Origin of the sequence: Pseudooceanicola antarcticus (assembly GCF_900215355.1) — a bacterium.
Taxonomy (GTDB): domain Bacteria; phylum Pseudomonadota; class Alphaproteobacteria; order Rhodobacterales; family Rhodobacteraceae; genus Pseudooceanicola; species Pseudooceanicola antarcticus.
This window is the reverse complement of sequence record NZ_OBEA01000003.1, coordinates 237,601-261,124: the sequence shown is the minus strand read 5'-3', so window position 1 is coordinate 261,124 and position 23,524 is coordinate 237,601. Positions and strand designations below refer to the sequence as shown.

Annotated in this window: 24 protein-coding genes; 9 read left to right on the top strand and 15 right to left on the bottom strand. The window is 67.9% G+C overall.

The window, feature by feature from the left end:
* Positions 1-12 precede the first annotated feature (12 nt).
* The 3 genes from CRO50_RS09185 to CRO50_RS09175 all read right to left on the bottom strand — a co-directional run bounded on the left by CRO50_RS09185 (position 13) and on the right by CRO50_RS09175 (position 2,307).
* Complete coding sequence (locus CRO50_RS09185; protein WP_097145607.1) at positions 13-1,029, bottom strand: hypothetical protein; 1,017 nt, start codon at positions 1,027-1,029, stop codon at positions 13-15.
* A gap of 296 nt (positions 1,030-1,325) precedes the next feature.
* Positions 1,326-1,796 (bottom strand): transcription elongation factor GreA, encoded by a 471-nt coding sequence (gene greA / locus CRO50_RS09180; RefSeq protein WP_097145606.1) that lies wholly within the window; start codon positions 1,794-1,796, stop codon positions 1,326-1,328.
* Between the two features lie 127 nt (positions 1,797-1,923).
* Complete coding sequence (locus tag CRO50_RS09175; RefSeq protein WP_179747244.1) at positions 1,924-2,307, bottom strand: VOC family protein; 384 nt, start codon at positions 2,305-2,307, stop codon at positions 1,924-1,926.
* Positions 2,308-2,382: 75 nt separating this feature from the next.
* Between CRO50_RS09175 and soxR the strand changes: the two genes are divergently transcribed.
* The 5 genes from soxR (at position 2,383) to CRO50_RS09150 (ending at position 7,891) form a co-directional block, all read left to right on the top strand.
* Positions 2,383-2,868, top strand: coding sequence for a redox-sensitive transcriptional activator SoxR (soxR, locus tag CRO50_RS09170; protein WP_097145604.1), 486 nt, complete (start codon positions 2,383-2,385; stop codon positions 2,866-2,868).
* 115 nt (positions 2,869-2,983) lie between these two features.
* The gene (locus tag CRO50_RS09165; RefSeq protein WP_097145603.1) at positions 2,984-4,627 is read left to right on the top strand and encodes an electron transfer flavoprotein-ubiquinone oxidoreductase; all 1,644 of its coding nucleotides are present in this window, start codon (positions 2,984-2,986) and stop codon (positions 4,625-4,627) included.
* A 109-nt stretch (positions 4,628-4,736) separates the two neighbouring features.
* Entirely contained in the window at positions 4,737-6,437 is a 1,701-nt protein-coding gene (locus tag CRO50_RS09160) for a tetratricopeptide repeat protein (RefSeq protein WP_097145602.1), read from the top strand.
* Between the two features lie 17 nt (positions 6,438-6,454).
* On the top strand, positions 6,455-7,288 hold the full coding sequence (locus tag CRO50_RS09155) for a 4-(cytidine 5'-diphospho)-2-C-methyl-D-erythritol kinase (RefSeq protein ID WP_097145601.1): 834 nt from the start codon (positions 6,455-6,457) through the stop codon (positions 7,286-7,288).
* 129 nt (positions 7,289-7,417) lie between these two features.
* A complete protein-coding gene (locus CRO50_RS09150; RefSeq protein WP_179747243.1) occupies positions 7,418-7,891 on the top strand; it encodes a transglycosylase SLT domain-containing protein in 474 nt (157 codons plus the stop codon).
* Between the two features lie 22 nt (positions 7,892-7,913).
* Here CRO50_RS09150 and mobA read toward each other — a convergent pair whose 3' ends face one another.
* Positions 7,914-8,525: a molybdenum cofactor guanylyltransferase MobA gene (gene mobA / locus CRO50_RS09145; RefSeq protein ID WP_232617655.1), complete on the bottom strand. Its 612-nt coding sequence runs from the start codon at positions 8,523-8,525 to the stop codon at positions 7,914-7,916.
* Between the two features lie 105 nt (positions 8,526-8,630).
* Between mobA and CRO50_RS09140 the strand changes: the two genes are divergently transcribed.
* Together CRO50_RS09140 and CRO50_RS09135 are read left to right on the top strand one after the other, a co-directional pair.
* On the top strand, positions 8,631-9,359 hold the full coding sequence (locus tag CRO50_RS09140; protein WP_097145599.1) for an AzlC family ABC transporter permease: 729 nt from the start codon (positions 8,631-8,633) through the stop codon (positions 9,357-9,359).
* Positions 9,356-9,709 (top strand): AzlD domain-containing protein, encoded by a 354-nt coding sequence (locus tag CRO50_RS09135; RefSeq protein ID WP_097145598.1) that lies wholly within the window; start codon positions 9,356-9,358, stop codon positions 9,707-9,709. Before CRO50_RS09140 ends, CRO50_RS09135 begins: the two co-directional genes overlap by 4 nt.
* A 31-nt stretch (positions 9,710-9,740) precedes the next feature.
* Here CRO50_RS09135 and CRO50_RS09130 read toward each other — a convergent pair whose 3' ends face one another.
* From CRO50_RS09130 to CRO50_RS09110, 5 genes are all read right to left on the bottom strand, one after another.
* Entirely contained in the window at positions 9,741-10,379 is a 639-nt protein-coding gene (locus tag CRO50_RS09130; protein WP_143516886.1) for a hypothetical protein, read from the bottom strand.
* Positions 10,380-10,446: 67 nt separating this feature from the next.
* Positions 10,447-10,581, bottom strand: a complete 135-nt coding sequence (locus CRO50_RS09125) for an aa3-type cytochrome c oxidase subunit IV (protein ID WP_097145596.1) — start codon at positions 10,579-10,581, stop codon at positions 10,447-10,449.
* 97 nt (positions 10,582-10,678) lie between these two features.
* A complete protein-coding gene (locus CRO50_RS09120; protein WP_097145595.1) occupies positions 10,679-11,137 on the bottom strand; it encodes a DUF6173 family protein in 459 nt (152 codons plus the stop codon).
* A gap of 7 nt (positions 11,138-11,144) precedes the next feature.
* Complete coding sequence (locus CRO50_RS09115; RefSeq protein WP_097145594.1) at positions 11,145-12,182, bottom strand: MBL fold metallo-hydrolase; 1,038 nt, start codon at positions 12,180-12,182, stop codon at positions 11,145-11,147.
* Entirely contained in the window at positions 12,179-13,903 is a 1,725-nt protein-coding gene (locus tag CRO50_RS09110) for an acyl-CoA dehydrogenase (protein WP_097145593.1), read from the bottom strand. The genes CRO50_RS09115 and CRO50_RS09110 overlap by 4 nt, the downstream gene beginning before the upstream one ends.
* A 167-nt stretch (positions 13,904-14,070) precedes the next feature.
* Here CRO50_RS09110 and CRO50_RS09105 point away from each other — a divergent pair, with 167 nt between their 5' ends.
* Positions 14,071-15,018: an L-threonylcarbamoyladenylate synthase gene (locus tag CRO50_RS09105; protein WP_097145592.1), complete on the top strand. Its 948-nt coding sequence runs from the start codon at positions 14,071-14,073 to the stop codon at positions 15,016-15,018.
* Here CRO50_RS09105 and CRO50_RS09100 read toward each other — a convergent pair.
* Positions 15,015-15,581 carry a YqgE/AlgH family protein gene (locus tag CRO50_RS09100; RefSeq protein WP_143516885.1) on the bottom strand — a complete coding sequence of 189 codons (567 nt, stop codon included), beginning with the start codon at positions 15,579-15,581 and terminating at the stop codon, positions 15,015-15,017. The two genes, CRO50_RS09105 and CRO50_RS09100, sit on opposite strands and share 4 nt — an antisense overlap.
* 172 nt (positions 15,582-15,753) lie before the next feature.
* On the opposite strand from CRO50_RS09100, the gene CRO50_RS09095 reads away from it, so the two are divergent.
* Positions 15,754-16,572 carry a protein-disulfide reductase DsbD domain-containing protein gene (locus CRO50_RS09095; RefSeq protein ID WP_179747242.1) on the top strand — a complete coding sequence of 273 codons (819 nt, stop codon included), beginning with the start codon at positions 15,754-15,756 and terminating at the stop codon, positions 16,570-16,572.
* 25 nt (positions 16,573-16,597) lie between these two features.
* On the opposite strand, the gene CRO50_RS09090 is transcribed toward CRO50_RS09095, so the two are convergent.
* From CRO50_RS09090 to CRO50_RS09070, 5 genes are all read right to left on the bottom strand, one after another.
* The gene (locus CRO50_RS09090) at positions 16,598-19,984 is read right to left on the bottom strand and encodes an efflux RND transporter permease subunit (RefSeq protein WP_097145589.1); all 3,387 of its coding nucleotides are present in this window, start codon (positions 19,982-19,984) and stop codon (positions 16,598-16,600) included.
* Positions 19,985-19,988: 4 nt separating this feature from the next.
* Complete coding sequence (locus tag CRO50_RS09085) at positions 19,989-21,467, bottom strand: efflux RND transporter periplasmic adaptor subunit (protein WP_097145588.1); 1,479 nt, start codon at positions 21,465-21,467, stop codon at positions 19,989-19,991.
* A gap of 96 nt (positions 21,468-21,563) precedes the next feature.
* Positions 21,564-22,103, bottom strand: a complete 540-nt coding sequence (moaB, locus tag CRO50_RS09080) for a molybdenum cofactor biosynthesis protein B (RefSeq protein ID WP_097145587.1) — start codon at positions 22,101-22,103, stop codon at positions 21,564-21,566.
* A gap of 1 nt (position 22,104) precedes the next feature.
* A complete protein-coding gene (locus CRO50_RS09075; RefSeq protein WP_097145586.1) occupies positions 22,105-22,707 on the bottom strand; it encodes a LysE family translocator in 603 nt (200 codons plus the stop codon).
* Position 22,708: 1 nt separating this feature from the next.
* Positions 22,709-23,482, bottom strand: coding sequence for a uracil-DNA glycosylase (locus tag CRO50_RS09070; protein ID WP_179747241.1), 774 nt, complete (start codon positions 23,480-23,482; stop codon positions 22,709-22,711).
* Between the last annotated feature and the right edge of the window lie 42 nt (positions 23,483-23,524).

Here is a 23,524-nt window from a genome sequence, read left to right as displayed (position 1 = left end):
CCTGCCGGGACTTCAGTCGAAGATCCCGGCGACCCGCCCCAGAAGCATGAAGGCCCGCGCGGTGCGGGTCTCGGCCAGATCCTGGATTTCCTGGTCCGAGGCGGTCTTCTCGAATTCCAGCAACATCTTGTCGAAGCGCCGCAGGAAGTGGTGGCCGGCGTCGCGGAAGATCGGGTCCTGCTTCATGCGGCCCGCCGCCAGCGCCAGAGACGAGCGGTCGCGGATACCGCCGAGCGCGGCGATCTGACGTCCGCGTTCGCCAGCGGCAAAACGGCGCCAGATCTCGGGGCGGACCATGTCGGGGCGCAGGTCGTCCATGTAGATGCCGTCCTGGCTGAGCAGGGTCAGCACGTCCTGCGCCGCCTGGATCAGCAGCGCGGTCTGGCGGTCTTTCAGCGCCTTGCGCAGGGCGGTGAAACCCTCCTCGTCCTCGGCGGTCTCGGGGAAGTTCAGCGCCCGGATGAAATCCTCGCGCAGCAGCGGCGGCGCGGCGGGTTCCGGCGGGGTGTCCAGCGGCAGCGCCTCCTGCCCCTCGTCCTCGCGCGAGGGCGCCGGGGCGATCACGGCGGCGCGCGGCTCTTGCGCCACCGAGTGTTCGCGGATCGAGGTGAAGGTCAGCAGCGCCGTCTCGGTCTTGCGCTGCGCCACGGCGATCTCGTCCAGCTTGCGGGCGATGGTGCTGTCGCCGCCCTTCTGGTTCTGGTTCACATAGGCCTGGCGGATGGCGTCGATGGCGGTGCGCAGCCGGGCGCTTTCCTCGCGCATCACGCGGGCCGAGCGCGCGGCCATGGCGGCCACCCAGACCATCACCACCGGCATCAGCACCGCGAAGACGGTCAGAACCAGGTGCAGCGAGCGGCTGCCGCCCTCACCCGAGCTTTCGTAGAGAAAGAGGAAATAGACCGCGGCGCCGAGCAGCCAGAGCAGGCTGACAATCAGCGCCACCGCCTCGGCGGCGGTCATGCCGGGGCTGCGGGCGCTGTCATAGGCCCCTACCAGGGTCGGCTTGCTCTGCTGGCTGTCACTCATCCCCGCGTTCCGCACCTTGCTTCGGTCACGCCGCCCCGTCTCCGGGGTCTTGCGCTTCGGTCCGGTCTTCTCGACCTCGAACCCGTCCAGCCGGTAAGCCAGCCGCGCCTCGCCCGCCGGGACCAGGATCTTTCCCTGCGGGTTTCCCGGCAGGGGTCCTGTTCGCGCCTGGCTTGGACGGTCCGTCCCGGCCCTGGTCCGGGACCCCGCCGCAGCGGAGCCACCGTTGTCATTCAATCTGCTCAAAAGTCCCGCGCCTTCGTCGAGCGCGGCTGGCCCGCGCTTCCTCGTTCACATTATTCGTAAACGATTTTCAGGACTTCGTAAGACTTTTCACCACCCGGCGTGCGGACTTCGACGGAATCGCCCTCTTCCTTGCCAATCAATGCACGGGCGATCGGAGATTTGATGTTCAGCAGACCGGCTTCGATATTCGCCTCCTGCTCGCCGACAATCTGCCAGGTCTTCTCTTCGTCGGTGTCCTCGTCGACCAGCGTCACCTTGGCGCCGAACTTGATCGAGCCCGACAGGGTCTTCGGGTCGATCACATCCGCCAGGCCGATCACGCCTTCCAGCTCCTTGATGCGGCCCTCGATGAAGCTCTGCTTCTCACGCGCGGAATGGTATTCGGCGTTTTCCGACAGGTCCCCGTGCTCGCGTGCCTCGGCAATCGCCCGGATCACCGAGGGGCGCTCGACGGACTTGAGTTGCTTCAGCTCGGCTTCCAGCTTCTGGTAGCCTGTGCGGGTCATCGGTATCTTTTCCATTCTGCCCTCCACGGCACGTAGAAAGGGGCCGCCGGGGCCCCTTCCACTTTTTCTCATCGTTCCGGATACCTGACCCAATGCCGAGGTCATTTGCAAGCGATTTGCGACAGCCGCGGCGGCGATCAGCTCAGGCCTGATGAGAGGCCACCTCCCATTCGATACCGTCGTGATCGAGGAAGTAGAAACGCCGCCCCGGCGCGTAGTCGCCATGGTTGATCGGCTCGAAACCGGCCTTGGCGACGCGCGCCTCGACCTCGGAGATATCCTCGTCGGTGAAGACTGCCAGATGGTTCAGGCTGGCCTGGGTGCGATAGCGGGCGGCGGGCGGCGCATTGGGGCCGTCGAAGGTGAAGAGCGCGATATAGCTGTCCTCTCCGCCGACGTGGACGGTGCGGCCGGTCTGCATGCCGGCGCCCTGCCAGCGGATCTTCCAGCCGAAGACGTCGCAGAGCCAGGCGGCCGTGGCTTCGGGGTTGTTGACGGTGATATTGGCGTGTTCGAGGCGGATCATGTCCATCGTCCTTGTTCGTTGCTTGACTTGACCCAGTCTCGGGCCTCAACCTTGCTTTAGGGCAAGGAGAAAGAAATGAGCGCGAACAAGACTTTGCGAAGACCCCTGCGAAAGGACGGCCTGACCATCGGCGAGATAGCCGGGCGCACCGGCCTCGCGGTCTCGGCGATCCGCTACTACGAGAGCGAGGGGCTGATCACCCCCTGGCGCAATGACAGCGGGCAGCGCCGCTTCGAGCGGGCGGATATCCGGCGGCTGTCCTTCATCATGATCGCCCAGGGGCTCGGCGCCTCGATCGCCGAGATCCGCGCCCAGCTGGTGCGCCTGCCCAAGGGGCGGACGCCGACTGCGGGGGACTGGCGGCGGCTCTCCGAGCACTACCGCGCCGACCTCGACCGCCGCATCGCCCAGCTTGAGAAGCTGCGCAACGACCTGGATGGCTGCATCGGCTGCGGCTGCCTGTCGCTTGAGCGCTGCTCGCTCTACAATCCGGGCGACCGCGCCGGCGGCAACGGCCCCGGCCCGCGCTATCTGCTGGGAGACAGCCCAGGCCGGGACTGAAAAGTCGCAAATGCCGGACCAATGGTCTGACGTATCGTTGCAATTGACCCTACGGGGTGCGAAGCGATATCGATGCGAAACAATATTGCCTAGCCACGCCGACGGGGAACCCAACATGTCCGAGACGCAACGCGAGAAGATGGAATACGACGTCGTGATCGTCGGGGCGGGTCCCGCCGGTCTGTCTGCTGCCATCCGCCTGAAACAGCTTGATGCCGACCTCGAAGTGGTCGTGCTCGAGAAGGGCTCGGAAGTGGGCGCGCATATCCTGTCGGGCGCCGTGCTGGACCCCTCGGGCCTGGACGCGCTGATCCCCGACTGGAAGGCCAAGGGCGCACCGCTGAACACGCCGGTGAAGGACGACAACTTCTACCTGCTGGGCGAGGCGGGCGAGATCCGCGTGCCCAATTTCCCCATGCCGCCGCTGATGAACAACCACGGCAATTACATCGTCTCGATGGGCAATGTCTGCCGCTGGATGGCCGAACAGGCCGAAGAGCTGGGCGTCGAGGTCTTCCCCGGCATGTCCTGCTCTCAGCTGATCTACGAGGGCGACGTGGTGAAGGGCGTCGTCGCCGGTGAATTCGGCCGCGAGGCCGATGGCTCGGAAGGGCCCGGTTACGAGCCCGGCATGGAGCTGCACGGCAAGTATGTCTTCATCGCCGAAGGCGTGCGCGGCAGCCTGGCGAAAGAGCTGATCGGCAAGTACGAGCTGTCCAAGGGCCATGAGCCGCAGAAGTTCGGCCTGGGCATGAAAGAGATCTGGGAGATCGACCCGGCCAAGCACCGCGAAGGCTCGGTGACCCACACCATGGGCTGGCCGCTGAACTCCAACGCGGGCGGCGGGTCGTTCATCTACCACCTGGAAAACAACCAGGTCTACGTGGGCTTCGTGGTGCACCTGAACTACAAGAACCCGCACCTCTATCCCTACATGGAATTCCAGCGTTTCAAGCACCATCCCATGGTCAAGGACCTGCTGGAGGGCGGCAAGCGCGTGGCCTATGGCGCGCGGGCGATTACCGAGGGCGGCTACCAGTCGATGCCCAAGATGACCGTCCCCGGCGCGGCCCTGCTGGGCTGCTCGGTCGGCATGGTCAACCTGCCGCGCATCAAGGGCAACCACAACGCCATGCTCTCGGGCAAGGCGGCGGCAGAGGCCGCCTATGCGGCGCTGCAGGCGGGTCGTTCCGGCGACGAGCTGACCGACTACGAGACCGAGGTGCGCAAGGGCGCCATCGGCAAGGACCTGAAGAAGGTCCGCAACGTGAAGCCCCTGTGGTCGAAGTACGGCCTGACCGCCTCGCTGGCGCTTGGTGGCATGGACATGTGGACCAACACCTTCGGCTTCTCACTGCTGGGCACCCTCGGCCACGGCAAGAACGACGCCGACGCGACCGAGCCCGCCGCGAAGCACAAGCCCATCGACTACCCCAAGCCCGACGGCAAGCTGAGCTTCGACCGGCTGACCAACGTGGCCTTCGCGGCGACCAATCACGAGGAAAGCCAGCCCTGCCACCTGAAGCTGGCCGATCCCGAGATCCCGCTGAAGGTCAACCTGCCCACCTATGACGGCCCGGCGGCGCGCTACTGCCCCGCAGGCGTATACGAGTACGTGGGCGAAGGCGACGAGAAGCGGTTCCAGATCAACTTCCAGAACTGCGTCCACTGCAAGACCTGCGATATCAAGGACCCGTCCCAGAACATCAACTGGACCACGCCCCAGGGCGGCGACGGGCCCAACTATCCCAATATGTAAACTCGGCGGGAACTTTTCCGCGAGGAGGGGCGTCCACCGGGCGCCCCTCATTGCTTTAGAAACCCGCGCCGCCTAGTCTGGTCCGACGACTGTAAAGAAGGGCCCCGCGATGACCGCCAAGACGCTCGTATCGCTTTCCGCTTTTGCGCTTGCCGCGCTGCTGCCGCTGCCTGTGCTGGCGGCAGATTTCGCCGGCAATTACCTGGCCGCGCGCCAGGCGCGGATGGCCAACGACTTCGACGCGGCGGTGCATTACTACATGCGCGCCCTGGGCGATTCCCCGCGTGAACCGCGACTGCTGGACGGCCTGGTCATGGCCCAGGTCTCGGCCGGGGCGGTGGAAAGCGCCGCCGGTGCCGCCGCACGGCTGGAAGAGCTGGGCGCCGACAGCCAGGTCGCCAACATGGCGCTGCTGGCCGACGAGCTGACCCGAGAGGATTACGATGCGGTAATGACCCGGCTCGACGAGGCGCGCGGCATCGGCCCGCTGGTCGACGGGCTGCTGGCGGCCTGGACCCTGCTGGGCCAGGGCGACATGAGCGCCGCGCTGACCCGTTTCGACGAGGTCGGCGCCGAGCCCGGACTTGGCCGTTTCGCCCGTTACCACAAGGCCCAGGCCCTGGCCTATGTGGGCGATTACGAGGGCGCAGAGGCGCTTTATGCCTCCGAGGACGACCGCCCGGTGCAGATGACCCGCCGCGCCGTGCTCTCGCGCGTCGAGGCGCTGTCGCAGCTGGACCGCAACGACGAGGCGCTGACGCTGCTCGCCAATATCTTCGGCAGTGATCCGGGCGAAGAGATCGCCGCCCTCCGCGACCGCCTGCAGGCCGGAGAGACCCTGCCCTACAGCCATGTCCGCTCGGTCCGCGACGGCGTGGCCGAGGTCTTCTACTCCGTCGCCGCCGCGCTCGAGCAGGAAGCCAGTGAGGCCTATACACTGCTCTATGCCCGCGTCGCCACCGCCCTGCGGCCCGACCACGTCGACGCCATCCTGCTGACCGGCGAGCTTCTCGAGGATCTGGGCCGCCCCGAGCTGGCCACCCGCGCCTATCGCAAGGTGCCCCGCGACGACCCGGCCTTCTACCTGGCCGAGCTGGGCCGCGCCGCCGCCCTGCGCGCCGCGCAGCGCCCCGATGCGGCGCTGGAGGTGCTGGACCAGCTGGCAGAGACCTATCCCGAACTGCCCAAGGTGCAGGCCTCGCGCGGGGATCACTACCGCTGGCAGGGCATGCACTTGGAAGCCGTCCGCGCCTATGACGCGGCGCTCAATCTCTATGGCGACGACGACCCCTCGAAGTGGTTCGTCCTCTATGCCCGTGGCATGAGCCAGGAACGCCTTGGCAGCTGGCCCGAGGCCAAGCGCGACTTTCTCGCCGCGCTGTCGCTCAACCCCGATCAGCCGAACCTGCTGAACTACCTGGGCTACTCGATGGTCGAGAAGCGCGAGGATCTGGATGATGCGCTGGCGATGATCCAGAAGGCGGTCGATATCGACCCGACCTCGGGCTATTTCGTCGACAGCCTGGGCTGGGCGCTCTTCCAGCTGGAGCGCTTCGACGAAGCCGTCGAGCACATGGAACGCGCCGCAGAGCTGATGCCGGTCGATCCGGTGGTCAATGACCACCTTGGCGATGCCTTCTGGATGGTCGGCCGCCAGCGCGAGGCGCAGTTCCAGTGGACCCGCGCACTGTCCTTCGATCCCGAAGAGGCAGAGGCCGCCCGCATTCGCCGCAAGCTGCAGGTCGGGCTGGACGCCGTGCTCTCGGACGAGCACAAGAGCACGGAACAGCTCGCCTCCGATGGCGGCTGAGCCGCGACGGAGCCCCCATGACAGACCCTGAGGCAAAGCCCCTGCTGGCCCCGGCCAAGGTGAACCTTGCGCTGCATGTGACCGGCCGGCGCGACGATGGTTACCACCTGCTCGATTCGCTGGTGGTCTTCGCCGATATCGGCGACCGGGTGCAGGTCACCCCCGCCGGGGAGTGGTCCCTGACCGTCAGCGGCCCCCGCGCCGCAGGCGTGCCGACCGACGAAAGCAACCTCTGCCTGAAGGCCGCCCGTTTCGCAGGCACCCCCGTGGCGATCCACCTGGAGAAGCATCTGCCAAGCGAAGCGGGCATCGGCGGTGGCTCTTCCGATGCCGCCGCGGTGCTGCGCGGGATCGCGGCGCTCGGCACGCCGATCCCCAAGGGGACCGAGCAGCTCGGCGCCGATGTGCCGGTCTGCCTCACCCCGCGCGCGGCCCGGATGCAGGGGGTTGGCGAGCACGTCTCGCCTGTCACCACCCTGCCCCCGCTGCCCGCCCTGCTGGTCAACCCCGGCCGCCCCGTCGCCACGCCCGCTGTCTTCAAGCAGCTGGAAACGCGCGACAATCCCGAAATGGGCCCCCTGCCCGAGCGGCTGAGAGATCCAGAGGAGGCCGCGCTCTACCTGTCGAGCCTGCGCAATGACCTGGAAGGCCCGGCGATGGCGCTGGAGCCGGCCATCGGCGCCGCGCTCTCGGCCCTGGGCGCGCTGCCGCTCTGCCTGCTGGCCCGGATGTCGGGCTCGGGCGCCAGCTGCTTTGCGCTCTTCCCCACCCAGGAGGCGGCGCGCACCGCGGGGCGGATGCTCTCTGCGGCGCACCCCGACTGGTGGGTCTGCGACACGGTCCTGAGCTAGGCCCGCCGCCGCGAGACCCAGCAAAACAAGGGATTTCGGCGTCTTCTCGCCCATGGCGGAACCCCGCTGTTTGAGAATGGTGAACGCTGTCTTAAAGCGGAAGTGTCCGAAACCACCCCGAGCTCCGGCATGCGCCTTCTGACCCGTCTCGCCCTGATCCTTCTCATGCCGCTGGCGGCCTGTGCCACGCCGCAGGACAGCGAAAGCCTCGCCTTCCGCGACCCCGCACCGCTCTATCCCAACGAGACGCCCGAACTGCGCGGGCTGATCGAGAAATATGCCGCCGAATACGAAGTGCCCGTGACGCTGGTGCAGCGGGTCGTGATCCGCGAGAGCACCCACCGGCCCGAGGCGCGCAATGGCCCCTATTGGGGGCTGATGCAGATCCTGCCCGCCACCGCCCGCTCGATGGGCTTCCGAGGCACGGCGCCCGATCTACTGGATGCGGAAACCAACTTGAAATACGCGGTGAAATACCTGCGCGGCGCCTGGTTGCTGTCGGACGGAGACGAGCCGACCGCCGTCAAATGGTACGCCCGTGGCTATTACTTCGAGGCCAAGCGCCAGGACATGCTGGTCGAAACCGGCCTCAGGACCGAGTAACCGGCCCCCCTTCGCCAGACCCTCAGACCCCGGCCAGAAGCGCCTCGGCGCGGGCCAGGTCCTCGGGCGTGTTCACGTTGAAGAAGGGATCGATCCCCGGAGCGGCGAATTCCGCCAGACAGGCGCCCTGCGCCTCGGCCCAGCCCATCATCCGCCTCTGACCGTCATCCAGCGCGCGGCGCAGCGGCCCGCGCAGCGTCACGGGCCAGAGCCCGCAGGTGGGATGCGCCCTGAGCGCGCCCTGGCCATCGCGTGAGGCCGCCAGCACCGGTCCCTCGCAGTCTTCCGCCGCCAACAGCAGGCGAGGCACGAAGTCTCCGGGCAGGAAGGGCGTGTCGGTGGCAACGGTGAAGACCCGTTCCGCACCGAGCCCCGCCGCCCAGTCCATCGCCGTCAGCACCCCGGCCAGCGGGCCGGGATGGCCCGGCAGCGTATCGGGGCAGACCGGCAGGCGCAGACCCGACAGCCTGTCCGGCGCGCCATTGAAGTTCACCGCCAGCTCGGAGACCTGCGGCTCGAGCCGCGCCAGTACATGACCCAGCAGAGGCCGCCCCTTGAGCTGCACCAGCGCCTTGTCGTGGCCCTGCATGCGCCGCGAGAGCCCGCCGGCAAGGATCATGCCCGCCAAAATCATGGGCAGCCCCGCCAGAGGCAGATGGGCATTCCGGAAGTTGCGGAAAAGCGGATGTGCATGGATCTCGGATTGCCTCTTCGGGGGGCGCGCGCTAGCAGACGTCTCATGACATCTTACGCAGACCCTTCGGCACAGGCCAGCACTCGCCCCGTCTTCTTTCAGGGCTTGCGCGATGGTGCCCCCTTCCTTCTGGTCGTCTCTCCCTTCGCCATGCTCTTCGGGGTGGTGGCCACCGAGGCCGGGCTGACGGTCTACGAGGCGCTGGTCTATTCCATCGCCGTGATCGCTGGTGCGTCGCAGTTCGCCTCGTTGCAGCTGCTGCGCGACGGGGCTCCGGTCGTGGTGGCGCTAGTCTCGGCGCTGGCGGTGAACCTGCGGATGGCGATGTATTCGGCCTCGCTGACGCCCTACCTTGGCGACGCGCCGCTGTGGAAGCGCGCCGTGGCCGCCTATTTTCTCGTCGACCAGAGCTATGCCTGTTCGATCGTCGCCTTCGAGAAGCACCGCGAGTGGTCGACGGCGCAGCGCATGGCCTATTTCTTCGGGGTGATCCTGCCGATCTGTCCGATGTGGTATGCGATGACCGTGGTCGGCGCGCTGGTCGGCTCGGCCATCCCGCCCGAGCTGGCGCTGGATTTCGCCCTGCCCATCACCTTCATCGCCATGGTCTCGCCCATGCTGCTGACCAAGGCGCAGATGATGGCGGCCGGTGTCGCCATCCTGCTGGCGCTGGTCTTCGCCGGGCTGCCCTATAACCTGGGCCTGCTGATCGCGGCCCTGGCCGGGATGATGACCGGTGCCGCCCTCGAGAAACGCCTGGAGGACCGCTCATGAGCCCCGAGACCGCGCCCCTCGCCGCCATCGAGACCGCCGATCTGTGGATCGTGATGCTGGGCCTCGGCATCGGCAGCTTCCTACTGCGCTTCGCTTTCCTGGGGCTGGTCGGCAATCGCCAGATGCCGGAATGGCTGCTGCGCCACCTGCGCTACACGCCGGTCGCGGTGCTGCCGGCGCTGGTCGCGCCGCTGGTCGTCTGGCCCTCCGCCACGGGCGGAGACCTCGACCCCGCGCGCCTGACGGCGGCGCTGGTCACACTGGTGCTGGGGGTCTGGCTGCGCCGCACGATGCTGGCGATCCTCGGCGGGCTCGCGGTGCTCTACCTGATGCTCTGGATGCTCGGCTGACGCGACAGGGCGCCGTGACCCTGGCCGGGTCTCAGCTCTCTTCGAGGCTTGCCACCGTGGTGGTGTCGATGCCCAGAACCCCGTTGGCGGGCAGACCGCCCGGCGGGGTGAAATCTTCGTAGTAAACGACCGTCTCGGCCCCTGTCGCCTCGATGAAGCGCTCTTCCAGCTCGTTGGGGTACCAGGTGGGGCGCATGCCCTCGAACCCCGGAAGCTGGGCCAGCAGGTTGGAGGTGTTGCGGGCGCAATGGGCCGCCGGCGCCGCGCCGCTGCGATAGGCCAGGGCAAGCGCCATCGAGGCCACCTCGGGCGAGACCACGACGGTCTGTGTCTCGACCCGGTGGGTGGCGCGCGCATGCATCGAGCGGAAGCCCTGCCAGAAGATCGGGCTGATACCGACCAGCACATCCCCTTCGCGGCGGATCTGCGAATGGCGGAACGAGCCCGCCGGGTCGAAGATCACCCGCTCTTCGGCATTGATCATCAGCGCGGTATGAGAGCCCTTGCCGGTGTCATTGGTGCGGATCGTGATCAGGGTCAGCGAGGGCGGGCCGTCATGCACGTAGTGGCCGCGGGCCACCTCCGGTGCGGGCTGCACGTAATCAGCATTCCGGGGCCCGCAGCCGGCAAGTGTTGCAAGGGCTGCGAGGACAAGAAGCAGACGTGTCATGAGGCGCTCCGCGGTCTCCGCGCCGGGTCAACCCCTCGCGGGGCCCGGTCCAGGCGCGGGCAATGGCTCAGCTGTTGAACAGGGCGAGGAAGATCAGCACGCCGATCGACAGACCGGCCACCCAGGCGCTTGCCTTGATGAAGCCCTCGAAGGTCTTTTCCTGAGTTTCAATTTCCATTTCGCCATGCTTGTGCTCGGCCATCGTGCAGATCCTCCGCGGGTCGTTTCCTATGGCTCGAATACTGCATCATGCCGGGGCTGTCACCTGATTCAGGGACCTCTGCGGCACATGGCCCGTATCACTTGCCGGTCTTTTCCAGATCTGCCCGCAAACGGAAGCCGATGCGTGCAGGTTCAGCATGTTGCGTGACCTTGGGCATGGCCCGCAGGATCACCGAAAGCTGGCTGACATGCTGTACCAGCTGGGTCCGCACGCCATGCGCGTCGGTGCCCGAGAAGGTCACGATATCGGGGTCGAAATAGCCCATGCCCTCGATCCGCAGCACGCCCGCATCACCACCGGCGAATCCCATGGCGACCTCGTGGTCGCTGTCCAGGGTCTCTTCAAACTGCTGGATGTAGAGGATCAACCGCTCGTAGGCCCAGGCGGCGGGGCTCTTCGAGGCCACGGGCTTGTCGATCACGTTCTCGGGCAGCGGTGCTGCGGGTTCCACCCCGTCGGCGCGGGCCTCGTGGCGGCAGGGCAGAATCGAATCCTCCACCGCCTCGGCGCTGGTCGAGATCATCTCTTCTTGCATGCTCGGCCTACCTTCCGCTTTGCCACAGCCAGGCCCCATCCTTGCGCGCCCGGCGAGAGATGTCACCCCTGCGGTGAAGGTAGTTCAGATGCGCCACGGCCTCGGCCATGGCCAGCCCGTAGTTGCCATCGTCGATCTTGCGCATGAAGAGCTGCGGGAAGCATTCGACGGCGGTGCGCGGCATGGCCAGGAAGACCTTCAGCCGTTCCAGCCCAGAGACATGGTTGTCGACCATCTGGCGCAGCCGCACCGGCAGGCCGGTATAGGGCAGCTTGTGCCCGCAGAGCACCAGCTGATCGTCTCGGGCATGTTCCAGCAGGGAGCGGCTGACCTCCAGGAACTCTCCCAGTGGATCGGCCTCGGGTTCGGTCGGATGGACGCCGATATTCGGGCTGATGGACGAGAGCAGCTGATCGCCGCCGATCACCAGGTTGTCGTCACGCGACCACAGGGTGACATGCTCGGGCGCATGCCCCTGCCCCATGCGGATGTCCCAGTCACGGCCCCCGGCACGCAGCACCTCGCCCTCCTGCAGGCGGGTGAAGCCCAGGGGCAGCGGGTGGACGATATCGGCGAAGTTGAAGGGCCGGTCCGCAAGCCGCTTGGCCAGGACGCGCGGGTCCATTCCGGCACGGCGCCAGAAGGCCTCGGCCTGCGGGCTGGGGGTCTCTTCGACATCCAGCAGCAGCATGCGCGCCATGAGGTAGGCGGTGCGCGAGGTCAGATGCTCGGCCCCGCGCTCGATGAACCAGCCGGTCATGCCGATATGGTCGGGGTGGTGATGGGTGGTCAGGACACGCGTCACCGGCTTGCCGCCCAGGGGGCCGGCCAGCAGGGTCTCCCACATGGAGACGGCCTTGGCGGAATGGACGCCGGTGTCGACCAGCGTCCAGCCATCGCCCTCGTCGAGCGCATAGAGGTTCACATGGTTCAGCGCCATCGGCAGCGGCATGCGAATCCACAGGATGCCTTCGGCGATCTCGACCGCATCTCCGGGGGCGGGGGCCTCTTCCCAGGGGAAGCGGATGGCGCCGGGATGGGTCACGCCGAAAGGTCCTCTACGCTGAGCGCGTAGAGATCGGCGGTGCCCACGGTGGCATGGGCCAGCAGGCCCACGTGCTCGGGCAGCAGGCGGCGGATGTAGAACTCGGCCAGGCGCGCACGCGGCCCCTGCCCCCCCTCGGCCTGCGCGGCCTTCAGGTGGAAGTAGCCGCCCAGCACGCGGGCAAAGCCCATCAGGTAGGGCACGGACCCTGCGAAACGCTCGTTCAGATCGCCCTGGGCCAGCATCCACTCGGTGGCCTCGCGCAGGGTCTCGACCGACTGCCAGAGCGGCTCTGCCAGCTCGGGCGCCTCCGCGCGCAGGGTCTCGGCGAAGCCCTCGATCTCGTCGATGAGCGCCATTGCCGCTTCGCCCTTGTCCATCATCTTGCGCGCCACGAGATCCATGGCCTGGATGCCGTTGGTGCCCTCGTAGATCGCCGTGACGCGGACATCGCGGTAGTACTGCGCGGCGCCGGTTTCCTCGATGAAGCCCATGCCGCCATGGACCTGCACGCCCTCTTCGCTGACCCGCATGCCGGTCTCGGTGCCGAAGGCCTTGGCGATCGGGGTCAGGAAGGCAGCGCGGGCGGCCCATTCGGGCGCGCCGGTGGCCGTCGACATGTCCAGCGCCACGGCGCAGCTCAGCGCGATGGCGCGGGCGGTGAAGATATCGGCGCGCATCGAGGCCAGCATGCGGCGCACGTCGGCATGATCGACGATGGTGCCGGTGCCGCCCTTGCCCTCGAGCGGCGTGCGGCCCTGCTTGCGCTCGAGCGAGAACGCCAGCGCCTTCTGGTAGGCGCCCTCGGCAGCGCCGATGCCCTGGATGCCGACACCCAGGCGGGCGTTGTTCATCATCGTGAACATCGCGGCCATGCCCTTGTGCTCTTCACCGACCAGCCAGCCGGTGGCACCGTCGTATTCCATCACCGCGGTCGGGCTGCCATGCAGGCCCATCTTGTGCTCGAGGCTGACCACCCGCAGGCTGTTGGCATCTCCCAGGGAGCCGTCCTCGTTGGGCAGGTACTTGGGCACCATGAAGAGGCTGATGCCCTTGGTGCCAGGTGCGCCGTCAGGCAGGCGGGCCAGCACCAGGTGACAGACATTGCCGCCGAAGTCGTGATCCCCCCAGGAGATATAGATCTTCTGACCCGAGATCGCATAGGTGCCGTCGCCGTTCGGCTCTGCCTTCGAGCGCAGGGCGCCGACGTCAGATCCCGCGGCGGGCTCGGTCAGGTTCATCGTGCCGGTCCATTCGCCGGAGATCAGCTTGGGCAGGTAGATCGCCTTCAGCGCGTCGCTGGCGTGATGCTCCAGCGCCTCGACCTGGCCCTGGGTCAGCAGCGGGTTCAGTCCCAGCGACAGGCAGGAGGCCGAAAGCATGTCGTTCATCGCCGAGGTCAGGGTCAGCGGCAGGCCCATGCCGCCGTGCTCCTCTCCGGCGGACAGGCCCAGCCAGCCACCTTCTGCCAGGGCGCGGAAGCCGTCGGCGAAGCCCTTGGAAGTGCGGACAACGCCGTTCTCCAGCGTCGCCGGGTCCAGGTCGCCCGAGCGGTTCAGCGGCGCCCAAATTTCCTCGGTCAGCTTGCCCAGCTCAGAGAGGATGGCATCCACCGTCTCGGGAGAGGCCTCGGCGAAGCGCTCGGTGGCGGCGATGTCGGCGAAGCCGACCACGTGATCGAAGAGGAAGCGAAAGTCTTCCAGGGGTGCGCGAAACGGCATGAGTTGTTCCTCCCTCGGCGGCTTGGCAAGCACTGGCCCCGGCTGTAGGACAGCGGGGTCCGGGTTGCAAAGGTAACCGCCGGGCGAAGTTCATCAAAGCCAAACGCGGCGTCACAAACCCGGGCCCTGCCCGGCACCCTGCGGCAACCGCCAAGGACCGGAGAGCCATGGCCACCACCCTGAGACTGGGCAGCGACAGTGCCTCCCTCGACCGCGCGGCAAAGCTGCTGCGCGCGGGTCAGCTGGTCGCCATGCCGACCGAGACCGTCTACGGGCTGGCCGGCGACGCGGGATCCGATGCGGCGGTCGAAGCGATCTACGCGGCCAAGGGACGGCCCTCTCACAACCCGCTCATCGCCCATGTGGGCTCGATGCAAATGGCCGAGAGCCTGGCCGAGTTCCCGCCCGAGGCGCTGGCGCTGGCCGCCGCCTTCTGGCCCGGCCCGCTGACCCTCGTGCTGCCGCGCCGCGCTGGCGCCGCCGTGGCGCAGCGGGTCACCGCGGGCCTGCCGACGCTGGCCCTGCGCATGCCCGCCCACCCGGTCGCCCGCGCCCTGATCAACAGCTTCGGAGGCCCCCTCGCCGCGCCCTCCGCCAACCCTTCGGGCCGGATCAGCCCGACCGAGCCCGCCCACGTCCTGGCCGGTCTCGACGGTCGGATCGGCGCGGTGGTCGACGGTGGGGCCTGCAGCGTGGGGCTCGAGTCGACGATCCTCGCGGTGGCTTCCGACGGCCGCGTGCGCCTGCTGCGTCCGGGCAGCATCGGCGCCGAAGAAATCTTTTCCGCCACCGGCCTCATCCTGTCGGAGAACGACCAGGCGGGGATCGAGGCACCAGGCCAGATGCTGTCGCATTACGCCCCGCGCGGCGCGGTTCGGCTGGATGTCACCACCCCCGCCCCCGATGAGACCCTGCTGGGCTTCGGCCCGGTCGAGACGCCCTACAACCTCTCGCCCGCAGGCGAGCTTGCAGAGGCCGCGGCGCGGCTCTTCGCGCTCTTGCATCAGATGGACCAGGACGGGGTGGAGCGGATCGCGGTGTCGCCGATCCCCGAGACGGGCATCGGACGGGCGATCAACGATCGGCTGCGGCGCGCGGCGGCCCCCCGCGACTAGGCGCGGCCGGAGGTGGCCGAAAGCGAGCGCGGGTCGATGCCCTGGGCGGCCATGGCCATGTCCCACTTGCGCTCGTCATCGGTCGAGAAGACCAGCCCCTGCGTCATGTCCCCCACCAGCCAGCCATTGTCGGTGATCTCGGCCTCGAGCTGGCCGGGGGCCCAGCCACAATAGCCAAGCGCCAATAAAGAGACATTGGGCCCGCGCCCCTGGGCAATGTCCTCGAGCACGTCGAGAGAAGCCGTCATGGCGAAATCGGGGTTCACATGCAGGGTCGAGAGCGCCGCGTCGTAATCGGGGCTGTGCAGCACGAAACCGCGCTCCATGTCCACCGGGCCACCGGCATAGACGGGGTTGGGACGGATCGGAACCGAGCAGGGAATGGAGAGCTGGCGGAAGAGGGTCGTCATCGAGACATGGTCGGCGGGCTTGTTCACCACGATCCCCATTGCCCCTTCGGCGGAATGGGCACAGACCACGATGACCGCATGGGAAAAGCGCTCATCCGATAAACCCGGCATGGCAATTAAACCTTTGCCGGTGAGATTGAACTGTCTCGGCAATTTTTCTGCCCCTAAAGACCCGTACAAATCCCCACCTGTAAATCAATTTTGACGCTCGCCCGCGTCATTTGCAACCAAAAAGACGTTGATCAGAAACAGGTTCTCGCGCGGTAAATTACCATTCGCCTCTTTGTGAGTTGGCTTTTGCGCGCTCTGCGGTCATTGATCTGCCATGATCAAATCTGCCACCTGCCTATCTATGTTGCTCTTGGCTCTGGTTCCCGCTGCAGCGCGCCCGCTGGCGGCGAATCCCTACGGCGACGTGGTCTCTGCGCGGGTGCTGGACGGCTGGCGCGAAGCGGACGGCAGCCATGTGGCAGGCCTTGAGCTGACGCTGGAGGATGGCTGGAAGACCTATTGGCGCGTGCCCGGCAGCGCCGGCATTCCGCCGGTCTTCAACTGGGCCGGCTCGGGCAACCTGGAAACCCTCGACATCGTCTGGCCCAGCCCCGAGGTCTGGAACCAGGGCGGAGACCGCAGCTATGTCTACCACGACCGGGTCATCCTGCCCCTGCGCATCACGCCCGAGGACGGAGCGGCGCCGGTGCGGCTGGAGGGAGAGATCTTTCTCGGCGTCTGCAAGAACGTCTGCGTCCCACTCGAGGTGACGATCAGCGCCGAGCTTTCCGCCACCGATCAGAAGACCGATCCGCGCATCGCCGCGGCGCTCGCCGGGCGGCCCTACTCTGCCGCCGAAGGCCGGGTCCGCCGCGCCACCTGCCATGTTTTCCCCGACCCCAAGGGCATGCGGGTCGAAGCGCATCTGCAGATGCCCTCTGCCGGCGGCCGCGAGGTGACGGTGATCGAGGCCCCCTGGCCCGAGCTCATGGTCTCGGATGCGGTGACCCGCCGCGAGGGCGGCACCCTGATCGCCAATGCGCTGATCCATGCTCCGATGTCGGGCGCGCTGCACCTTGATCGCTCGGCGCTGAAGATCACCGTGCTGGGGCAGAGCTACGCGGTAGAGATCGACGGCTGCGAAGCGGGCTGAGAAGCCCGCCCGCAGAGCCAAGGTCTCAGGCCGCGCGCCGCCTGCCCGCAGAGGCCAGTGCCGCGCCCAGGAAGAGCAGCAACACCAGCGCCGCCATCCCCGACAGGAACAGAAGCAGCGCCGCCGCCAGCGGCGGCACCGGCAGCAGCCCGGCCAGCGGCGCGATGAGGCTGCCGGTGACGATCACGTGGCCCATGGTGGCCCCGAGCCAGCCCAGCATAAGCACCACCCCGACGAGCGAGATCACCTGCAGCGCCCCGGCTCTCCGGCTGGAGAGCGCCCGGCGCAGCCCCCGGCGCATGCGCGCCACGTCTTCCTGCATCGCCAGCAGCGCGGGCACCACCAGCAGCACCAGCACCATGCCGAAGCCCAGCCCGTAGACCAGCGTGATCACCGTCGGCATCAGGAACTGCGCCTGGCTGGATTTCTCGTAGAGCAGCGGCGCCAGGCCCAGCACCGTGGTCATGGTGGTCAGCATCACCGGCCGCAGCCGGTCCGCCGCGCCGTCGATGATCGCCGGACGCAGCCCGCGCGTCTCGGCATATTCGTCGATGGTCGAGACCAGCACGATCGAGTCGTTGATGATGATCCCGGTCATGCCCAGCAGACCCACCACCGTGAACATCGACAGCGGCACGTCCCAGATCATGTGGCCGTAGAAGGTCCCCACCAGTCCGAAGGGAATGATCGCCATCACCACCAGCGGCCGGGTCCAGCTGGCAAAGACCCAGGACAATACGAGGTAGATCCCCGCCATCACCATGGTGAAGCCGAAGAGCGCATCGGACATGAAGCGGTCTTCCTGCTCGGACAGGCCGCCCAGGCGGAACTCCACCTGCTGTTCGGCAGCGATGCGGGGCAGGATATCGGTCTCGAGGGTGCGCTGGATCTCTGCCGCGCGGGCCGGGTCATCGTCCGAGATCTCGCCGTTGACCGTCAGCACCCGAAGCCCGTTCTCGCGCCGCACGGTCGAGAAGCCCGAACGGCGCTCGACCTGCACGATATCGGCCAGCGGCACGTAGGCGCCCTCGGGGCTGCGCAGCATCATCCGCTCCAGGAAGTCTGCCGACAGCTCGCTTTCCGGCAGCTCGACGCGGATCGCGGCCGAGCGCGGCCCCACCGGGTAGGTCGCCGCTTCGATGCCGTTCAGCCGGTTGCGCAGCACGCGGCCCAGCTGGTCGACGGTGAAGCCAAGCGCCTGGCCCTGCGGAGTCAGCTCGAGGATCATCTCTTCCTTGTCGTAGGACAGGTTGTCCTCTACCGCCGAGACCTCGGGGTAGCGCAGCACCGCCTGTTGCAGCGCCATCGAGGCCGCCTTCAGCACATCCGCATCGGCGCCGTAGAACTGCACCTCCAGCGAGTCGCCGCCGGGCCCCGAGCCCCAGCCCCGGAAAGAGACGACCTCGGCCAGGGGGTGGGCCTGCACCTCCTGCTGGAGCTGCGCCACGAAGGTATTGCTGGAGTAGGGACGGAAATCGGGCTCGATGAGCTCGATTGTGATCGCCCCCAGCTGGTGCGGGTCCTTGGTGTCCGACCCCGCAAGCGGGCGGCCCGAGTTGCCGCCGATCTCGGCGATCACGTAATCCAGCGGGTTGGTGCCGTGTTCGGCTTCAAGCCGCGCCGCCAGGGCGTTGGTGGCGCGCTGAAGCTCCTGCATCATCGCCAGCGAGTCCTCACGGGTGGCGCCGGGGGCCATCATGAAGTTGCCGGTGACCGAGCCACGCTCAGGCGAGCTGAAGAAGCGCCATTGCAGGTCGCCACGGATGAAGGCCGACATCTGGGTGGCGAAGATCGCCACCACCAGCGCAAGCACCGGGTAGCGGGCCTTGATCACCAGCGCCATCAGCGGGCGGAAGAGGTGCCGCCGCACCCAGGCGAAGCCCCGGTTCACCAGGCGCGAGGGCATGTCGTACCAGCGATCCTCGCCCGAATGGGCCAGGGCGTGGGACATGTGGTTGGGCAGGATCAGGAAGCATTCCACCAGCGAGGCCAGCAGCACCACGATGACGGTGAAGGGGATATCGGCGATCATCTCTCCGAAGCGGCCCTCGATCACCGTCAGGCCGAAAAAGGCGATGATGGTGGTCAGGGTGGCCGAGAAGACCGGCATGGCCATGCGCCGGGCCGCGCTTTCGGCGGCCTCCACCGGGCCCTCGCCCGAGCGGCGCACCCGCGCGTCGGCGTATTCGGCCACCACGATGGCGTCATCCACCACGATGCCCAGGGTGATGATCAGCGCGAAAAGCGAGATCATGTTCAGCGTCAGGCCAGAGACATACATCAGCGCGATGGCGGTCAGCATGGCCACCGGGATACCGGCGGCGACCCAGATCGCGGAGCGCACGTTGAGGAATAGGAACAGCAGCGCCAGCACCAGGCCCAGGCCCATGGCCCCGTTCTCGATCAGGATATCGAGACGCCCCGAGATCTGCTCGGCCCGCGTGCGGATCAGGTCGATCGAGGTGCCCTCGGGCAGGGTGGCCTCCATCTCGGCGGCGACCTCCTCGACGCGGCGCTGGATGTCGATGGCATCGCCCATCTCGTTGCGCGAGACATTGATCGAAATGGCCGGGTTGTCGCCGACGAAATAGGTGCGCTCGCGGTCCACCCCCTCGACCCGGACACGGGCCAGGTCGCCCACAGTCAAGGTCGAGCCATCGGGGTTCGAGCGCAGCACCAGCGCCTCGATCTGGCTGGCCGAGCGTTTCTCGCTGCCGGCCCGGATACGCGCATTGGCCCCGGTCACGTCGCCGGCCGGGTTGGCATCCACCTCTGCGGCGATGACGGCCGAGATATCGGCCATGGTCACGTCATGGGTGATCAGGCTCAGCGAGGGCACCTCGACCACCACGCGCGGCGCGGCGAGGCCCCGGATGGTGGTGCGCGTGACACCCTCGGCGAAAAGGCGGGTGACCAGCTCATCGGCGAAGCGGGCGATCTGGTCGGTGCCCACGGGGCCGGTGATCACCACGTCGGTCACCGTGTCCCACCAGCCTGAGCGGGTGATCTGCGGGTCCTCGGCCTCTTCGGGCAGGGAGGACACCCCGTCGAGCGCCGATTGCACGTCCTCGGCGGCGCGGGCCATGTCCCAGCCGGGCTCGAATTCCAGCGTGATGCTGGCACGTCCCTCGGTCGAGCGGCTCTCGCTCGCCAGCACGCCCTCGACCGCCATCAGCGCCGGATCCAGCAGCTGCACGATGGCGCGATCCACGTCCTCGGCCCCGGCACCGTCCCAGGCGACCGCGACGCGGATGTCATCGACGACGATATCGGGGAAATACTGCGCCCGCATGCGCGGCAGCGCCGCGATGCCCGCCGCCAGCATCAGCACCAGCAGCAGGTTGGCCGCGGTGCGGTGGCGGACGAAGTAGCCAAGGATGCCCTGCGCGGGGCCGGGCGCGTCGCGCATCATGGGATCAGCCTCCGCGCCGGTTTTCGATCCGCTCGATCATCTGCGCCGGCACCTCGGGATTCTCGAGCTGGCTCAGCACGCGGCTGCGGATCTCTTCGGGCATCCGGTCATTGGCGCGCACCATCTCGACCAGCTCGGCGCGGCGCTCGGGCGTGAGAGAGATCATCTGCGCTTCGGGCGTCACCTCGGCCCCTGCGCCACCGGTTTCGGCACCGGGAGCGCGCATGGCACGGACCAGGATGCCGGCCCCCAGCAGAGGCGTGCGCTGCGCCACCACGTCGCGGCCCTCCAGCGCGGCGGCGCGCACCAGCACGTCGTCGCCCTGGCGGCGGATCAGCGGGGCCTCAAGCTCTTCCAGCCGGTTGTCCTCTCCGATGACCAGCACCGTCTCGGCGGCGGAAAGCGCCGTGGCCGGAAGGCGGATCAGGTCGGGGATCGGGGTCTCCTGCACGCGCACGGTGACGAAATCGCCGGGCTTGAGACCGCGCGCCTCCTGCAGGTCGGCCAGCAACAGCCGCCCGGTCTGGCCCTCGGCCACGGCGGCGCTGTCGCGGGTGATCGCCCCCTCTGCCGAGAGCGTGGTGCCGAAGACCTCGAGCGCCACCTCGACGGGCAGGCCGCGCAGGCGTCCGTCCTCGTCCAGCAGGCGGGCATATTGCGGTGTCGAGACGCGGAAAGAGACCTCGAGCGCTGCCGGATCGATCAGCTCGGCCAGGGCTTCGTTGGCAGAGACCAGCCGGCCCTGGACCAGGGTGACACCGGACAGTGTGCCATCGAAGCCCGCGCGCAGCACGGTATCGGCCAGGTCGCGCTCGGCTTCCTGGCTGGCGATGCGGGCACGGGACAGGGCGGTATCGGCGCTGTCGATGCGCGCCTCGGCAGAGGCAAGGGCGTTGCGCGCCGAAAGCACCGCCTGGCGGGCCGAAGAGACGGCGAGCTCGGCGTCTTCCTGGGCGGCGGCAGAGCCCACGCCGCGCTCCATCAGGGTGTTCTGCCGCTCCAGCGCGCGGACGCGCAGCTGCGCCTGGTCCTCGGCGGCGGCAAGGGTGTCACGGGCGATGCCGATGGCACGGTTGGCGTCGCGCACCTCGGCCTCGGCATCGGCAAGATCGGCCTGGGCACGGTCACGCGCCGCCTCGGCCTGGGCCGGGTCGATGCGCAGCAGGAACTGGCCTTCGCGCACCTGCCCCCCCTCGACGAACTCCGGCGCCAGCTCGACCACCTGGCCGCTGGCGGCGGCGCGGATATCCAGCGTGCGGCGGCTCTGCACCTCGCCGAAGACCGTCAGCACCGGAGCGATGGTCTCGGCGCGTGCCTCGACCACGTTCACCGCGAACTCGCGCTCGCGCCCGCGGGGCATGAAGGGCTCGCGGTTCATGCGGACCTCGACCGCGTCGTAGATCAGGCTGCCCGCATAGGTCAGCAGGCCAAGGGTCACCGAAAGAAGGAACAGCCCCATGAGGCTGCGGGTCATAAAGCGCATTGTCGTCTGGATCCGTGAGGCGGAGGTGGCGGGAGTGTCCCCGAGACCCTACCCTATTCCAAGAAACATCTGCGTTACGACTGAAATAATCAGGTTTCAGGTCTTTCGCTGTAGATGCTCATCCAGGCGGGGCATTATTTCAACGAAATTGCAGGGCATGTGCCGGTAATCGAGCTGCTTCACCAGGATCTCGTCCCAGGCATCGCGGCAGGCGCCGGGGCTGCCGGGCAGCGCGAAGAGGTAGGTGCCCCCCGCCACGCCGCCGGTGGCGCGGCTCTGCACGGCAGAGGTGCCGATCTTCTGCATCGAGATGATGGTGAAGACGGTCGAGAAGGCGTCGATCTCCTTCTCGTAGACATCGCGATGCGCCTCGACGGTCACGTCGCGCCCCGTCAGGCCGGTGCCCCCGGTCGAGATCACCACGTCGATCCCCTTGTCGGCCACCCAGGCGGAAAGCTGGTCACGGATCAGGTCGCGCTCGTCGGGCAGGATCTGGCGCGCGGCCAGCACGTGGCCCGCCTTCTCGATGCGCTCGACCAGGGTCCGCCCCGAGCGGTCCTCGGAAAGGCCGCGGCTGTCCGAAACGGTCAGCACGGCGATGCGCACGGGAATGAAGGGACGGTCTGCGGCGGCCATTTCAGCTCCTTTCACCAAGTACCAAGCGCAAGGCCAGAAGGGTGAAGATACCGGCAGAGACACGGCGGAGCCAGACCCCCTGTCCCGACAAGCGGGCCTGCGCCAGCCCGGCCAGCGCCCCGGCCAGACCGTTGACCACGAAGCCCCCCAGCGAGAGCACCGCGCCATAGAGCAGGAACTGTGGCAGCAGCGGCGCCGCGGCGTCGATGAACTGCGGCACGAAGGCCAGGATGAAGAGGATCACCTTGGGATTGGTCAGATTGACCAGCAGCCCGTCACGGAAGGGGCGGGCCGGGCGCAGGTCCGGCCCGGCGGCCTCGGCGCGCAGGATCTGCCAGGCCATCCACAGCAGGTAGCCCGCGCCGATCCAGCGGATCGCCTGCAGCGCGCCGGGATGGGCGGCCACGAGGCTACCGACGCCGAGACCCGCCACCGTGGCATGGATCAGCCCGCCAAGGGCCACGCCGCCACTGGCCCGCCAGGCCGCCGCGGGACCGGCGCGCAGCCCCTGGCCGGCGCAGAACATCATGTCCGCCCCCGGCGTCAGGTTCAGCGCCAGCGAGGCGGGGACGAAGGTCAAGAGCAGCAGCCAGTCGATGGCCATGTCAGAGGGTCTCCAGTTTCGCCTTCAGCGACAGGAGATCCGACCAGGCCTCGCGCTTGGCCTGGGGCTGGCGCAGCAGGTAGGCGGGGTGGGTCATCGGCAGCACAGGCAGGCCGAAGGCCTGGGACCAGCCGCCACGCAGCTTGAGGATGCCGCGTTTGTTCAGCGCCGCCTGGCAGGCGATATTGCCCATGAGCACCAGCACCTTGGGCTGCACCAGCGCCACATGGCGTTGCACGAAGGGCAGCATCATGGCGATCTCTTCGGGCTTGGGGTCACGGTTCTGCGGCGGCCGCCAGGGCAGCACATTGGTGATATAGACCGCCTCTTCGGGCTCTTCGGCAGAGCGCGAGAGGCCGATGGCCTCCAGCATCCGGTCCAGCAGCTGGCCGGCACGCCCGACGAAGGGCCTGCCCTCGCGGTCCTCGTCGCGGCCCGGTGCCTCGCCCAGGATCATCACCCGTGCCGCCGGGTTGCCATCCGAGAAGACCAGGTTGCGCGCGCCGCGCTTCAGCTCGCAATGCTCGTAGGCGGCCATGGCCTCGCGCAGGGCGTCCAGGCTCTCGGCACCCTGGGCGGCCTGACGCGCCATCTCGGCGGCGTCGATCTCCTGCCGCACCACCGGGGCCTCGGGCTGCTGCCTGCGGGCCCTCGGCGCCTCGACGGGCAGGTCGAAGCGATCCACGGGGCTTTCCGCGATGCATTCATCCACGCCCATCTCGACCTGCCATTCCAGCAGGGCACGGGCGAGGTGCCAATCCATCTCAGGAGCCATATCTTGGGGAGGCGTCGATTCCATGCCGCCACCCTATCCCGC